This window comes from Adhaeribacter aerolatus (genome assembly GCF_007991635.1).
GTDB classification, from domain to species: Bacteria; Bacteroidota; Bacteroidia; order Cytophagales; family Hymenobacteraceae; genus Adhaeribacter; species Adhaeribacter aerolatus.
The window spans coordinates 1-15,637 of record NZ_BJYS01000041.1; the positions used below are offsets into that span (position 1 = coordinate 1).

8 protein-coding genes and 1 pseudogene are annotated in these 15,637 nt (G+C 44.0%); 2 read left to right on the forward strand and 7 right to left on the reverse strand.

Annotation, left to right across the window (positions count from 1 at the left end; genetic code table 11):
- Positions 1-1,042, forward strand: a 1,042-nt coding sequence (locus AAE02nite_RS26405) for a hypothetical protein (RefSeq protein ID WP_170252661.1), incomplete at its 5' end; no start/stop codon positions are given.
- 35 nt (positions 1,043-1,077) lie between these two features.
- Here the strand turns inward: AAE02nite_RS26405 and AAE02nite_RS21280 are convergent.
- The 6 genes and pseudogenes from AAE02nite_RS21280 to AAE02nite_RS21305 all read right to left on the reverse strand — a co-directional run bounded on the left by AAE02nite_RS21280 (position 1,078) and on the right by AAE02nite_RS21305 (position 12,956).
- Positions 1,078-3,480, reverse strand: coding sequence for an ABC transporter permease (locus AAE02nite_RS21280; protein WP_146902872.1), 2,403 nt, complete (start codon positions 3,478-3,480; stop codon positions 1,078-1,080).
- Positions 3,481-3,823: 343 nt separating this feature from the next.
- Positions 3,824-6,247: an ABC transporter permease gene (locus tag AAE02nite_RS21285; protein ID WP_146902875.1), complete on the reverse strand. Its 2,424-nt coding sequence runs from the start codon at positions 6,245-6,247 to the stop codon at positions 3,824-3,826.
- Positions 6,248-6,647: 400 nt separating this feature from the next.
- Positions 6,648-7,007: pseudogene (locus tag AAE02nite_RS21290) on the reverse strand (ABC transporter permease); the annotation flags it as partial.
- Between the two features lie 200 nt (positions 7,008-7,207).
- Entirely contained in the window at positions 7,208-9,580 is a 2,373-nt protein-coding gene (locus AAE02nite_RS21295; RefSeq protein WP_146902882.1) for an ABC transporter permease, read from the reverse strand.
- 92 nt (positions 9,581-9,672) lie between these two features.
- The gene (locus AAE02nite_RS21300) at positions 9,673-12,051 is read right to left on the reverse strand and encodes an ABC transporter permease (RefSeq protein ID WP_146902885.1); all 2,379 of its coding nucleotides are present in this window, start codon (positions 12,049-12,051) and stop codon (positions 9,673-9,675) included.
- Between the two features lie 215 nt (positions 12,052-12,266).
- Positions 12,267-12,956: an ABC transporter ATP-binding protein gene (locus AAE02nite_RS21305; protein ID WP_146902888.1), complete on the reverse strand. Its 690-nt coding sequence runs from the start codon at positions 12,954-12,956 to the stop codon at positions 12,267-12,269.
- A 105-nt stretch (positions 12,957-13,061) separates the two neighbouring features.
- Here AAE02nite_RS21305 and AAE02nite_RS21310 point away from each other — a divergent pair, with 105 nt between their 5' ends.
- On the forward strand, positions 13,062-13,421 hold the full coding sequence (locus AAE02nite_RS21310) for a four helix bundle protein (protein WP_146902891.1): 360 nt from the start codon (positions 13,062-13,064) through the stop codon (positions 13,419-13,421).
- A gap of 75 nt (positions 13,422-13,496) precedes the next feature.
- Here AAE02nite_RS21310 and AAE02nite_RS21315 read toward each other — a convergent pair whose 3' ends face one another.
- Entirely contained in the window at positions 13,497-14,759 is a 1,263-nt protein-coding gene (locus AAE02nite_RS21315; RefSeq protein WP_146902894.1) for an efflux RND transporter periplasmic adaptor subunit, read from the reverse strand.
- Positions 14,760-15,637: the final 878 nt, after the last annotated feature.

Here is a 15,637-nt window from a genome sequence, read left to right on the forward strand (position 1 = left end):
TGTTTATGGGAGCGAGTTTAAAAAGAATTTACTTATTGAAATTGAAGATTATACAAACGATAGAATAGGCACAATTGGAGATTTGTACATTTCTGATACTAAGTTCGGGAATGGTTTTATACTTAAAGGGGCTAATAAAATAATCAACACCTTGCATTTAAAAGCTTCACCAATTTTAGCTGGCACCGTTTTATTCGATGGCTGTCTTTTTAATAAAGTGAAGATAAGTGGTGATAATCATAAAGGAAACATTATTTTTACAAGTAGCAAGTTTGAAAGCGTATCGTTTAACCACTTTTCCAATTATGGCAACATTTTATTTTCATCATGTGAGGCAATTTCAAAAGAAAATTCTGAGTTAAGAATATGGTTTTCAAATTTAGGTAAGGGCCAATTTTTTAACTTCTCATTCGATTCCTTTTCAAAAGTCGCTATTTTCGATTCCCAATTAAGTGAAATTATTACTACAGGAGTCACTTGGTTTAGTGATGAGAAATTAATTGTAGAATCTTATCCAAGACAAGACTTTTATATAAAAAAAAGAGAAGTATTCCGGCAGCTAAAACAATCTTCAGAGAAGCAAGGAGACAAAATACAAGCACTAGAATTTCAAGCATTAGAATTAAAAGCATTTAAACAATCTATTAAAACGAAAGAACATTTTTTTAAAAATGATAGAATGATTCTGTTGTTAAGCCAAACAAATGATTTTGGCTTAAACTGGCGAAAACCACTTTATTGGGTTACTGGAATCACAACATTATTCTTTATACTAATTGCAATTGATATATCACCAGAACTTGAATGGTTACCAGCTAGAAGTCTTCCAGATATTACAACAACGATTCAATGTATATCTGATAAACTTTTCATTTTTCCTCAACTTTTTAATCCTGCTAGATCTATTAACAGGATGTTTGACGGAATGAAAATAAAAATAGAATTAACTGCTTCATTATATTTTCTCGATGCACTACATAGAATTATTCTCGCTTTCTTTATAGTCCAAATTGTTTCAGCATTTAGAAAATATGTTAAGTAAATGATTAACCATGGAGGCAGAAGAATTAATACTACTTACTCATTCCGCAAGGCTTTTACCGGATTAGCCAAAGCCGCTTTTAGCGCTTGGTAACTCACCGTCAATAAAGCAATAATTACTGCCGCTAGACCAGCCAAAGCAAATATCCACCAGCTAATATTGGTACGGTAAGCATAATCCTGGAGCCAGCGGTGCATAGCCCAGCCTGCCAACGGCCAGGCAATTATATTAGCCAGTAAAACCAGCCGCAGAAAATCGGTGGTGAGTAGCCGAATAATAGTGGCGGACGAAGCGCCTAAAACCTTGCGGATGCCTATCTCCTTTGTCCGTTGCGCGGTGGTAAAGGAAATGAGGCCGTATAAACCCAGGCAGCTGATAAAAATAGCCAGCCAGGTAAAAACCTGCACTAGTTTAGCCAACATTTCTTCGGTGGCGTAAAAGCGGGCAATTTGCTCATCTACAAACTGGTATTCAAAAACTTCGGCCGGATAGGCGGCCTGCCACTTATCCCGGATTACCGGCAAGGTGGCGGCTAAGTTGTTTCCCTGCAGGGTAATGGCGGCAAATTGGTAGGTTTGGGGCGCGTTACCTATTACGCAGGGATCAATATCGGTGTGTAAAGAGCGCAGGTTAAAATCGCTCACTACGCCCACTACTTTACCCGGCTTGTCGCCCAACTCCCCGATAATTAGTTGTTTGCCAATTATTTCGTTAGCGTCCCGGATTTGCAATTTGCGCAGTAACGCTTCATTTACCAGAAGCTCCAGCGTGGAATCCCGGTCCGTAATATTGCGGCCGGCCAGCAGCTTCAGGCTGAAAGTAGCCAGGTATTCCGAATCGGCCCATTTGGACCGCACCGGGAAAATTTCCCAGTCGGGTCGGTTGTGGTACTTAAAGCTGCCCCCGTTATAAGTAGTAGAAGCCGGCGGCCGGAAGCAGAAACTAACCTGGCGCACGCCAGCGTGCTGTTTTAATTCGTGGTGGAAGGCTTCCATTTTGCTCGTATTTTGCGCCGGCAAAGGCACCATTACCACGGCCTCGGTCTCAAAACCCAAATCGGTAGTCCGGAAAAGCTTCATTTGGTTGGCTACCACCAGCGTACAGATAAGGAGCACCTGGGCAATGACAAACTGGGTTACCACCAGCGTCCGGCGCAGAGCCGCCATACTTATTTGGGGGGTGGCCACCTGGCCTTTTAAAGCCGCTACCGGGTTAAAGCCCGACAAGACAAACGCGGGGTAAAAACCCGCCAGCAAAATAATTATTAAAACCAGTACCACCAGGAAAAGCCACAGCAGCGGGTCTGTGGCCAGGTTGAGACGTAACGGGAGGTTAGTTAAGGCGTTCAGGTAAGGCAAAAAGACTTTGGCTAAGAGCAGCGAGGTAAAAGTAGCGGCTATTATTAGCAAAGCAGTTTCGGACATAAACTGCCCGAAGAGCTGGGCCGGCGAGCTGCCCAAAACCTTACGGACGCCAATTTCTTTGGCCCGGCGGAACGATTGCACCGTAGCCAGATTTACAAAATTAATGCCCGCAATTACCACCAGGAAAACCCCAACCAGGCTTAAGCCCCAGAGCAAAGGTTTCCGGATAACGCCTTTGTAACGTTCGTTAAAATGAATATCACTCAGGGGCTGCAAATGGTGGTGGTATACCTGGTCAAGTTCGCCGTGATATTTCCGGGAGAAGGCCGGCATAGCGCTATCAAATTCGGCGGCGGTGAAGTCAGGCGGCAGCAGCACAAAGGTTTCCTTGTTGCTGTCAATCCAGCCCCAATCGTTTTCCGGAAACTCCGGCCTTATTATCTTGTAGGTACTCAGCGACACCAACATATCGGCTTTTGTACCGGTATTTTCCGGATAATTCTGCAGCAAACCTGTTACCTTGAAAGTAAACCGGTTATTTATCTGCAATATCTTACCCACCGGGTTTTCGCGGCCGAAATATTTCCGCGCCCATTTTTTCGTGAGCACCACCGCGTTGGGTTCGGCCAGGGCGTGCTGCGGGTCGCCGGCCAGCCATTGGTAATCAAAGAGGCTAAACCATTCCGGGCTGACAAAGCTGATGCCTTCTTTTTCGAGGTAGCGATTGGGTTTATTTACACTGGTAGCCGGCACCTCCACGGTCAAAGCCTGGTTCCGGATAATAAAGGCGGTGGTATCAATATGCGGAAAATCGTTTTGAATGGCGCGACCCATCGGGTACGGACTGCCGGGGCCATATTCAATATTCCCTGCTTCCAGGTGTAAATCCGTAACTACCCGGTAAATACGGTCGGCTTTGGCATGGTAGCGGTCGGTACTCAAATGAAATTTAACCAGCAAAAAAATAAGAATTGCCCCCGTAATGCCCAGTGCTAAACCCAGAATATTTATTATTGAATGGCTGCGGTGCCGCAGCAGGTTGCGGAAAGCTATCTTGAAGAAATTGTACAACATGCTACGGTCAGGTTTATTAAAAGGTAACCACTCCACCCCCTCCGAAGCTAATTTTGTAGGGAAAACTGGAGACTCAACGTATAGTCAAATACTGCTTTTAGCGCTAGTGCGAGCTTGTAGCTCGTACTTATTTATCAGCCCGACCCTTTAAAAAGAATACGAACAAAGGTGAATTTAATTAAAAAGCTTCAACAATACTGCCATGTCCCGTTGTAAAATGGTGATACGAGCTACAAGCTCGCACCAGCAATTGTCTTTTCCTTTTTCCCTACCGAATTAGATTTAGGATGGGCAGTTATCCGGTTAAACCAGTATTATCATTACCCAAGTACCAAAATATTACTTACTCGCTTCGCAGAGAATTTACCGGGTTAGATAAGGCGGCTCGCAGGGCCTGAATGCTGATGGTGAGCAAGGCTACCAGCAGGGCGGCCATTCCGGCCAGCGCAAAAATCCAGAGGCTGATATGGATGCGGTATTCAAAATCCTGCAGCCACTGGTGCATGGCGTACCAGGCCAGCGGCCAGGCAATAATATTGGCTATTAAAACCAGCTTTAGGAAATCTTTCGAGAGTAAGGCTAAAATATTGGTTACCGAAGCCCCCAGCACCTTGCGGATGCCGATTTCCTTGGTGCGCTGCTCGGCCATAAAAATGGCTAAACCCAACAGGCCCAAACAGGCAATAAAAATGGTAAGTCCGGCAAAAATGGCCAGGATGGTACCAGTTTTTCTTTCGGTTTCGTAAGTAGCCTGGAAACGTTCATCCAGAAAAGAGTAAGTGAACGGAGCATCGGCAGTTAAACCTTTCCAGTTATTCTCCATAGAATTAAGCAAACCCGCCATATCGGTGGTTTTGGCTTTTACGATTACGGAACCGGAGTGCCGGCCCAGCACCATCATGAGCGGCGAAATGCGCTCGTGCAGCGATTTAAAATGAAAATCCTTTACCACACCAATAACCTGGTAATTCTTTTTTTCACCCTGGTTATTTACAAAATCAGTCAGGCGCCGGCCCAGCGGGTCTTTTTCCCAGCCGTAAGTGCGCACGGCGGTTTGGTTTAGAATTACCCCGAGCGAGTCGCTGGCCAAATCTTTAGAAAAATTACGGCCGGCTACCAGGTGCATGCCCAACGTAGGAATATATTGGTGGTCTACTTCGTACTTCAGGGTTTTGACTAATTGATTCGGATTGTCTTCGGTGTAGATCATGTTGTTGTTGCCGTAGGTAGGGCCAGCCGGCAAATAACCCGAAGCACTCATACTCACCACTCTAGGATCCTGGGCCAGTTGGTTCAGAAATACTTTCTCCTGTTGGCCCAATACCCAGGTTTCGGGCAGCACCAGCACCTGATCTTTGTTGTAGCCCAGTTCCTTGTTCCAGATATACCGCAGTTGCTGGTATACCAGCACCGTACTAATCATGAGGGTAATGGAAACGAAAAACTGAAAAACTACCAGGCCGCTACGTAAACTCAGGCTGCTCTTAGCCGTGGTTAGTTTCCCTTTCAGTACGGCTACCGGCCGGAAAGACGACAAAAAGAAAGCCGGGTAAGAACCCGCCAGCACCCCAATAAACAAGCCGAAAACCAGCAGCCCCGGCAACAAACCCGGATGCGCCAGCAGATTAAACGCTAAAATTTTACCGGCCAGTTGGTTAAATATTGGTAAGGCCAATTGCACAAACAAAACAGCCAAGCCTAAAGCCAACATCGTTACCAGGATAGATTCTAGCAAAAACTGCCGCACCAATTGCAACTTTACCGAGCCCAGCACCTTGCGGATACCTACCTCCCTAGCCCGTTTAGAAGCACCAGCCGTAGATAGATTCATGAAATTGATGCAGGCAATTAAAAGCATAAAAACCGCAATGGCACCGAAAACATACACGTACCGGATATCGCCTTTGGGCTGCATATCGTTGGTAGATTCTGAATGCAAATGAATACGGGTAACTGGTTCCAGGAACAAACCAATCTTGTTGCCTTTCTTACGAAACTCGGCCAGGTTCATGCCCATGGCTTCTATCATTTGGGGGCCCATGTATTTTTCTATGGCCTGCGGCAGCTTGGCTTCCAGCTTTTTGTAATCGTACCCTTTAGGCAGCACCAGGTAGGTGTAATAGTTCGATGTCATCCAGGAAGAAGATTTGGCATCCAGATCGGAGGCCAGCGAGGCAATCAGGTCGAAGTGGAAATGGGTATTGGCGGGTATTTTATCGAAAACGCCAGTAACGCGGTACGTTTTTTCCCAGGTTTTAAAGTTCAGCACCTTGCCAATAGGGTCGGCATTTCCGAAATATTTTTGCGCCGTAGCCCGGGAAATAACCACCGTATAAGGCTGCACTAGGGCCGTTTTCGGGTCGCCTTGCAGCAAGGGCAGCGTAAATACCTCGAAAAAGTTAGCATCTACGTGGGCCAGGGATGTTTCTTTAAAAGCTTTGTCGCCGTAGGTTACCATGGGTTCGCCTGCGTGGCGAATGCGGGTAGCGGCCTGCACTTCGGGGTAATCAGCCAGCAGGGTTTGGGCAACCGGCGGCATCACCACCGCTTCTTTTATTTTATCGCCCTGAATCGAGGCCCGGAACACGACCCGCACCAGCCGATCCGCTTTTTCGTGATAAAGGTCGTAGCTGAGTTCATGCGCTACAAACAAGGTAATAACCAGGCAGGTGGCAATACCAATGGCCAGGCCCAGAATATTGATAGCCGAGAAGGTTTTATTGCGCCACAAGTTGCGAAAAGCAATTTTGAGGTAATTTTTGAACATGGCCGTAAATAATTTAAATTGTCTTAACCAGGATTAAGCTGATTTTTATGATTAATATGATTTTTATTTATGTATTTAGAATTTGTACTGGATTTTTATTTAAATAAAAGATTACTTGAAACCTATGCTTTATAGCGATAACGCAGAAAGCTTTTTTATCTTAGTTGCGTAAGTTCCTCCCCTACCCCCTCCAAAGGGGGACTTTCGCAGGCTGGGCAATATTTCCTCGGAAAATTTTGCAAAAAAAATTCATAATCAATTCAATACCTTTTATCAATGCGTTTTCTTCAAAAACCGCATTACCCGAAAGCCCCCCTTTGGAGGGGGTAGGGGGAGGTTCAATTGACCATCATCCCCTTTTAGCGAAAAATCCCATTATTCACAAACTCTAATAATTTACTTACTCACTCCGCAGCGATTTTACCGGATTAGCAACCGCCGCCCGGATGGCCTGAAAGCTAACTGTAAACAAAGCAATTAAAACACCTAAGCCGCCAGCCAAAGCAAATATTCCCCAGCCCAAATCAATGCGGTAAGCAAAATCCTGGAGCCACTGGTGCATGGCGTACCACGCCACCGGAAACGCAATAAACGCCGCAATGAAAACCAGTTTCAAAAAATCTTTTGAGAGCATAATAACCACACTCTGGATGCTGGCCCCTAACACTTTGCGGATACCGATTTCTTTCGTGCGTTGCTCGGCGGCAAAAGTGGCCAACCCGAATAAACCTAAGCAACCAATAAAAATGGCCAACGCGGCCTGTACCGAATTAAAACTAAGGTTGAGTAAAGCAATTAATGCTTTCTGGCTTCTGGGTTCACACCAGATAAGTTTTACCATCAGATTCATTAAGACCACTTTCAGGCGCTGGGAACTAACCATCGGCAAAGTAATGCCGTCTGTAGCCTGCCAAATAATGGTTTGTAGTCCTGCCATTTTTTAATGCTCGAATTCACTGCTTACTGTTTTAAGCCATTAACCGGATTTGCCCTTGCCGCTTTATAAGCTTGTATGCCGACGGTTAACAAAGAGAGTACGGTAATAAACAAGCCGGCTTTGAGGAAGAGCAAAGGCGTGAGCGGAATCCGAAAAGCAAAGTTCTGGAGCCAGTGCCAAGCGGCGTAATAACTAAACGGAATGGCAATGATGAACGCAAAACCGAGAAGCAACAGATAATTTTTCGTGAGTTGTATTACCACCGTTAACTCGCCGGCACCCAGCACTTTTCGGATGCTGATTTCCTTGTACTTTTGGGTGGTATTATAAACTACTAAACCAAAAAGGCCGAGGCAGGCCACAAAAATGGTAAAGCCCGTAAAAAAGGTAAACAGCGTAGCCAGCTTTTCTTCCGATTTGTACATTTTATCGAAGTTCTCGTCCAGAAACCGGTAATCAAAAGGCCATTTGGTGTTAATTACTTTCCAGGTTTCTTCTAGATGCGCCAGGGTGGCCGGAACTTCCGTAGGCTTAATCCGCATGATTAAGGAACTATAATTACCCGGCGTAACATGCAGCACCACCGGTTCCAGGTTGTCCCGCATGCTGTTGAGCTGGATATCTTTTACAATCCCCACCACCTTTCCTTCTTTGGGCGCATCGTCGTCGGGCCAGGCAAGTGGGTGGTTTAGGGCATCGGCCGGATTGCTATAGCCCAGCACCTTTGCAGCGGCCTCACTCAGGATAAAAGCCTCGCGTGCATCGGAAGAAAAGTCTTTGGAAAAGCCCCGGCCGGCAACCAGTTCCAACCCCATGGTTTTTACGTAATCATGGTCTACGAACAGCATTTTTATACCCAGTTCCTTGTTTGTTGCCTTATCCACAATTGTCTCACCGGCATAGGCTTCGCCCGGCAGACCGTAACAGAGGGAAGCACTGAGGATGTTCGGGTGATTGGAGAAGAGCGCCTTGGTTGTTTCGGGTTTCTGGTTCATCTCATCCGTGAGTTGCACCACCAGGAGGTTATCTTTGTCAAAACCCATGTCCGTAGTACGCATGAACTTAAACTGCTGCGATACGGTAAGCGAGGCAATAATCAGGAAGAAGGAAAGGATGAACTGCAGCACAACCAGCCCTTTTCGCATCAGAGCCTTGCCCGCCCGCCCCGATTGTTTGTGCAACAGAATATGCGCCGGATTATAGCCCGAAATGTAAAAGGCTGGATAAGCCCCGGCCGCTATACCAATTATCAGGGCAAATATTAGGAGCATCAGCCCAAATTGTGGCTGGAGAAAAACGTCTATTGGTATGTTCTTGCCCGTAAAGGCATTCAACGAGGGCAATATAACGGCCGTGATCAGTCCGCCCGTTAGCAAAGCAATCAGCGCAATAACCATAGATTCGCTGATGAACTGATAGATGATTTGCAACCGGAATGCCCCCACTACTTTGCGCAGGCCTACCTCTTTCACGCGACTTACCGCCCGCGCAGTCGAAAGATTTACGAAGTTGAGGATGGATATGATTAGAATAAAAATGGCAGTGGCCACTAGGATGTAAACCGTCTGGATATTACCCCGTACGGCTATGTCCCATAACTGATCAGTAGCATGAAGATGAATTTTAGCAAGGGGCATTAAATGGGGTACATAAAAATTTTCTTCCCGGGCATTGCGTTCCACGAAGTCTTTCAGTTTGGCTTCCAGCAGCTCTGTATTGGTGCCTGGTTTTAGTTTGATATAGGTAAAAAACTGCGTCCATCCCCAGTCCTGCATGCGCTCAGGTTGTTGCTGCGCCAATTCTGCCATGGGGAGAAAATAATTCAACTGCAAGTGGTCGTGCGAAGAGAAATCTTCGAACACGGCCGCCACCCTAACGTTCTCGTTGTTTATTTTAATGCTTTCGCCCAAGGCCGGTTTATCGCCAAAATATTTTTGTTTCAACGTTTGGTTGATAGCAATGGTACCGGGTTCCTTTAAAGCCGTGTTCCTGTTTCCTTCCAGCAGTTGCAGGCTAAACATGTCGAAAATAGACGGATCGGCGAAGCCTCCTTTATCTTCGGTTACCTTTTTTTCGCCCACCTCAAATAAAGCCGGATCTATCGCATTTAAATATCTCGTGTAGAATTCTACTTCGGGGTATTCGGCAGTTAACCGCGGACCAACGGGGGGCGGTACCATGGAAAAAGGCTTGCTATCCTTTTTAAATTCTCCGTAAACCCGGTATTTAAGTTCGAAGTCCGCTACGTGTTTATCAAATTTCAGCTCATCATAGATAAAGAATGAAATAATGAGGCAGGAGGCCATGCTGATTGCCATTCCACCAATATTGATCAGACTAAAAAGTTTGTTTTTCAGCAAATTCCGAAAAGCAATTTTGATATAATTTTTCAGCATAAGTTTGTATGATAAACATTAAACTTTTAAACTTCTGTAATAGCTATGGGGTTAGCAGCTGATTTCAATTTCGCTAGTTTAAAGCTTGCTTTTTACTCCGTCCGCAGGCTCTTTACCGGGTTGGCTACCGCGGCTTTAATGGCCAGGAAGCTTATGGTGATTAAAGCAATAAATATTGCCAGTACCCCAGCCAAGGCAAACATCCACCATTGTATTTTTATCTGATAGGCAAAATCCTGCAGCCATATATGCATGGCGTACCAGGCAATGGGAGTAGCAATTATTATAGCAACCAATATTATCCGCACAAAATCTTTAGAAATAAGGGCTGTAATATCCAGCACACTCGCTCCTAACACCTTACGAATACCTATTTCCTTTACCCGGCGGCGCGTAGATAAAGCAATAAGCCCCAGCATACCCATGCAGGCAATGGCAATGGTAAGAAAGGCGACATAATTGGTTATTTTTAAAATGCCCGAAAGCAGATTATACTGCTCCCCTACCAGGTCATTCATATAATGGTAAGTAAAAGGTCTTCTGGCCGGCATACCTTTAAACTGCTTCTCGATGCTGGTCAAAACCGCTTTACTATGGCGCATATCCAGGTTTATGCTTAAATATTTACTATAGTCCAGGCCGGGTTTGCCGCGATACGCATGCACCAAAGGTTCGATAGGTTTTTGTAAATCACTGTAGTGAAAATCTTTCATTACTCCCACAATGGTCAATACTTCGTTGTCTCCGCCGTCCGGTCTTATTTGCTTCCCAACCGGATTGGTCCAGCCAAATGCTTTTACCGCGGTTTCATTCAGCATGATGCTTCTGCCTTCACTGGCCGCTAAATCATCCTTAAAGTTTCTACCTTGCGCAACTGGTATCTCATAAGTTCGGGCAAATCCGGCATCTACATTTGGTTGCCGTAGCTTTACCTTTTTGTTCGTTTCTACATCTATGTAATCATTATAATTCGACCAGTATTGGGTGGGGATTTCCCGGGTAGTTGAAAATGAATTTACATAAGGGTTGTTTCGCAATGAATTCAGGATTACCTCAAACTTGCCGGCTGCCGTCTTGGGATTTTTAAAAGCCAGATCCAGATTAATTACCACCACATTGTCTTTGTCAAAACCCAGCGAGGCCATTTTCATGAAACCTATCTGCTGATTTAAGATCAAGGCCGCGCCAATGAGAATAATTGCCAGAGTAAATTGTAAGCCTATAAAAGTATTCCGGACTGATTTTTTATCTCCCTTACTACTAATATTTCCTTTTATGGTATCGGTTACTTTTACGGAGGTTAAATGAAGGGCCGGATAGGAACCGGCTATCACAATCAGGACCAGAATACATAAGGCAAATAAGAGTACCAGCAAATAATCCTGTTGCCACTGAAATATTACCTCCCCGAAATTGGGGCTTATTATTTTATTCATTTGGGGCAGCAGAAAATTGGTAAATACCAGATAACCTGCCAGTAAGGAAACCAGCATAATCAATGCATTTTCTACACAAAACTGGATGATGATACTCCGTTTGCCCGAACCGAGCATTTGCCGCACGGCTACTTCTTTGGTCCGGGTAAACATGGTAGCGGCGTTGAGATTGAGGAGATTAACCATTACAATTAGCAAGATAAATACCGCCGCCGCCACGGCAACAATGGCGCTTATATTGGTATCTCCTTCCTGGGTAATCTGCGCAAAGGGTACCGTTTTAACCGTATTGGACTTTACTTCGGGAGGAGAATATTGCTGAAAAATGGTGTTTATTTTCTGATCTAACCTTTTGGGGTCGGAACCTTTATGAAGTAGCAGGTAATTAGAGGCAAAGGTATTGTACCAATTAGACCCTTGTTTAAAATCTTCTGTATCGCTAAGAAGCGCCATAGGAAGCAAGACCTCGGCCTTTATAGAAGAATTAGATGATATTTTTTCCAGTACCCCGGTAACCGTAAGCAGAATAGAATCATCGGCGGCTACAATTTTACCTAAACCTTTGCCTGCACCAAACAATTGCTTTTCTAAAGCTTCCGAAATAACAACGCTGAATTTCTGGCTTAATGCCGTTTCCCGGTTTCCGGACTTTAGTTTATAAGAAAATACTTTAAAAAAATCGGTATCTACATAAGCGGTATTTCCCTGCGCCTCGCGGCTACCATATTTCAGCCAGGGCCAGTTCCAACTTTGAATATGCGTAGCGGCTTCTACTTCCGGAGCGACTTTTTGTATTTCGTATAATAAAGGAAATGAAGTTTGGCTATAGCCGTTTCCATCGGGCGCATACGTTTTCAGGTAATACATCCGGTCTTTGTTTACCTGAATGCTATCTATGGTATAATACTGATAAACCAGTAACCCTAACGCCATTACGCTGGCTAACCCCAGAGACAAGCCGAGAATATTGATAAAAGCGTAACTCTTCCTTTTAACAAGGTTACGCACAGCAAATTTCAGATAGTTTTTGAACATAACAGCAGGCAATAAAGATCCGGGGAAGCGCCACCCGGTGCCTCCGGTATTATTTAACCAAATACATAAATATTGATTTTCAGGGCTTTATACCTGACAAATATCTATAGGGCTTTTGCCAATTGAGAAAGTTTACAGATTATCATCTCTTGTTTGTCCTCCCCCTACCTCCTCCAAAGGGGGACTTTTCAAATGCTTTGGGTATATTTTAGCTATCAGACTGTAAACTGCTCGCGCACGTTTTCCATTACTACTTCACCGTCGAGTAAGCGAATGATGCGGTGGGCATAACGGGCATCGTGCTCGGAGTGCGTAACCATAATTACCGTAGTACCGGCTTCGTTCAGCTCCGTCAGCAGTTCCATTACCTCGTTGCCGTTGGTCGAATCGAGGTTACCGGTGGGCTCATCGGCCAGGATTAATTTGGGGTTATTGATTACCGCCCGGGCCACCGCCACCCGCTGTTGCTGCCCGCCCGATAACTGCTGCGGGAAGTGGTTGCGCCGGTGCATGATCTGCATTTTCTCCAGTACTTTCTCTACTTTTTCTTTGCGCTCGGCGGCACTTACACCCAAATAAATTAATGGCAGCTCCACGTTTTCAAACACCGTCAGTTCATCAATCAGGTTGAAGCTCTGAAACACGAAACCAATATTTTTCTTGCGCAAATCGGCCCGGTTTCGCTCATTAAACTTACTAATTTCAGTACCAATAAATTTAAAGCTGCCGCCATCTGGTTCATCCAGCAAACCCAAAATATTCAGCAGTGTAGATTTACCACACCCCGAAGGGCCCATTATGGCTACAAATTCGCCTTCGTTTACCTCAATGGATACTTTATTCAGCGCTTTGGTCTCCACTTCTTCGGTCCGGTAAACCTTTTCCAAGTTTTCTATTTTAATCATTGCTAAGTGATTAGTAGTTAGTTATTAGTGGTTAGTTCTTCTAACCATTTTATCTGTTTTGAATTTTATTTTTCCCTTTTTGTTCTGTCCTCAAACGCTACTGTAATGAAGAATTTTAAGGATTTGTTAATCTGGCAACGAAGCCATCAGCTTACACTTAATATCTATAAAACTTCTGCATCTTTCCCCGCAGAAAAAAAATTTGGCCTCACGAGTCAAATTCGCCGTGCCAGCGCTTCCATTCCTACTAATATTGCCGAAGGTAGTGGCCGCCAAAGCTATGCTGAATTCCATAGATTTCTAACCATTGCCATGGGTTCTGCTTCCGAGCTAGAGTATCAACTTCTATTATCAAAAGACCTTTCATACCTTTCCGACTCTTCCTTCTCTTTGCTTAATAATGAACTAATGGAAATTAAAAAGATGCTAAATTCCTATATTCAAAAAGTAAAGAGTAGTTGTTAACTGTGAGTGATTAGATATTAGTAATTAGTGTTTAGTTGGGAAATTTTCGAAAAACTAATCACTAACAACTAATTACTAATTACTAGAATCATTAATCACCAACTCACCCATGTCTTCGTAGCTTTCGTAGCTGCTGGTTACTACTTTGTCGCCGGGGCTCAAGCCTTCCAGTACTTCGTAATATTCCGGGTTCTGGCGGCCCAGGCGGATGTCGGTGCGGTAAGCTTTTTTGCCGTTTTCGTCTACTTTAAATATCCAGTTGCCGCCGGTTTTCTGGTAGAAGCCGCCTTTGGCTACTAATACGGCCTGGGTCTGATCGCTCAGGGCTAAACGTACCTGCAGGGTTTGGCCGCGCCGGATGCCTTGGGGTACCTCTCTGGTAAATTCCATGTCTACCTGAAACTGGCCGTTGGTAACCTGAGTAAATATTTTCTTCACGCTGAGTTCGTAGGTTTTGCCGTTAAAAGCAAACTCGCCTTTCTGGCCGGTAAAGATGCGCGAGATGTAATGTTCGTCGATGTTGGCGCGTACTTTAAAACCATTCAGTACGTCTATCTGGCCAATGCGCTGGCCGCGGGTTTTGGATTCGCCAATTTCGGCGTTTAGAGAAGTAATCTGACCGGCCACCGGGGCTTTTATGGTTAAGTCGTCCATCTTTTTGCGCATCAGGTCCAGGTTGCTTTTCATGCGGGTTACCGATTCCTGCATCTGGCTGATTTGGTGCTGCATCGATACAGAATCCTGCCGTAGGGTTTGCCTGGTTAACTGGCGCTTGCGCATCTGATAATTGTAATTATTCTGACTTTCTAAATATTCCTGCCGGGGAATTACTTTATCTTCGTACAGCTTTTTATTCATGTCAAATACCCGTTTCGCTTCGGTTAGCTTAAAATCGATATCAGCCAATTGGTTTAATTGGGCTATCCGGTTTTGTTGCATCAGGTTGCGGGTGTGCTGCAAGTTGTTAATCAGGTCAAAAACAGCAGTTTCGCGGTTCACCATTTCCAGTTGCAAATCGGTGTTGGTTAACTGAATAATAGGTTGCCCCTGGGTAAGCGTGGCACCGTCTTCTACTAAAATATTTTGTACTTGTCCGCCTTCGGTAGCATCCAGGTAAATGGTTTTAATGGGCAGCACCACACCGTCGATAGGAATAAATTCCTGGAAATTGCCTTTGGTTACCTGACTAATGGTAATGCGTTGGGTATCAACATTTAGTTTAGATTTGCCGGTGGTGGAAAAGAAGCTGGCCAGAATAAGTACCGCCAACAGGGCTACCCCTGTAATGGTCAGGATTCTTTTGGTAGTCCATTTCTTCTTTTTGATGATAGTATCCATGGTAATGGTTTATAAGTGGGTATCGTTGCTTACCCGAAGAGTATATAGTAAGAACAATGCCAAAACAGCAAAGCTTTGTTTTTCAATCCATTAAGGCCTATTTTTTTATTATCTGCTTAAATATTGTCCGGTTTTGATACAACTGCATGTCCGCTTCTGAAACACCGTAATAAAGAGATAATTAAAGGAGCCGCTTTTGATTAAAAAGATAAAGTTAGTTATAAAGAATAATTGGCAAAACCCCTGCTAATTTTAAAACAAGTACTGTCGACGCAACAACCAAACTGCCGGGGCCTAGCCGCAAAGAAGCAAGTAAGGTTCCGTCTGATGCAGGTAAGTTATGCTATTGAAGAACGAAATTTAGTAAATGCTGCCTTTAGAATTACGGACCTAATCGCTGCCTAAAATTATTATAGCTGTTTTGCTAAAATATTTAAAGGGGTGCATCCTTAACTCTACAAGTATCTTCCTCTTACTACTCAAACCAGCTTCATTCTCCGATTAAAAAATAGCAATTGTCTCAATCGACTCTTAATTATATTTAAAGAATATATCTAAACCCGAACCTAGTTTATATCTGCTGTTAATTTTTAACATTAAGCAACCCTCATATTTAAACCTGTTCCTTATCCTGATTTATCCTTTAGGCAAACACACAATTTAAACAATTCAATTATTATAAGCTTAAATTAAAATCCACAAATATACATTGTCATAAAAATATTCATATTTAATACTGCTCTATATCAAATTATAAGCATTATAACATAGATTTAATTATTTTTTTATTTAGATTTTTAAAATCCTTTTTAAATTTAACTATATTTATACAGCAAAATATTAATTTAAATTCACCTACACTTCACAGATAGGAAAAA

What these genes read in the sequence shown, in the direction of transcription:
- AAE02nite_RS21295 (WP_146902882.1), bottom strand. Translation starts at nt 9,580, where the DNA reads ATGCTGAAAAATTATATCAAAATTGCTTTTCGGAATTTGCTGAAAAAC.
- AAE02nite_RS21285 (WP_146902875.1), bottom strand. Translation starts at nt 6,247, where the DNA reads ATGTTCAAAAATTACCTCAAAATTGCTTTTCGCAACTTGTGGCGCAAT.
- AAE02nite_RS21305 (WP_146902888.1), bottom strand. Translation starts at nt 12,956, where the DNA reads ATGATTAAAATAGAAAACTTGGAAAAGGTTTACCGGACCGAAGAAGTG.
- AAE02nite_RS21300 (WP_146902885.1), bottom strand. Translation starts at nt 12,051, where the DNA reads ATGTTCAAAAACTATCTGAAATTTGCTGTGCGTAACCTTGTTAAAAGG.
- AAE02nite_RS21280 (WP_146902872.1), bottom strand. Translation starts at nt 3,480, where the DNA reads ATGTTGTACAATTTCTTCAAGATAGCTTTCCGCAACCTGCTGCGGCAC.
- AAE02nite_RS21310 (WP_146902891.1), top strand. Translation starts at nt 13,062, where the DNA reads ATGAAGAATTTTAAGGATTTGTTAATCTGGCAACGAAGCCATCAGCTT.
- AAE02nite_RS21315 (WP_146902894.1), bottom strand. Translation starts at nt 14,759, where the DNA reads ATGGATACTATCATCAAAAAGAAGAAATGGACTACCAAAAGAATCCTG.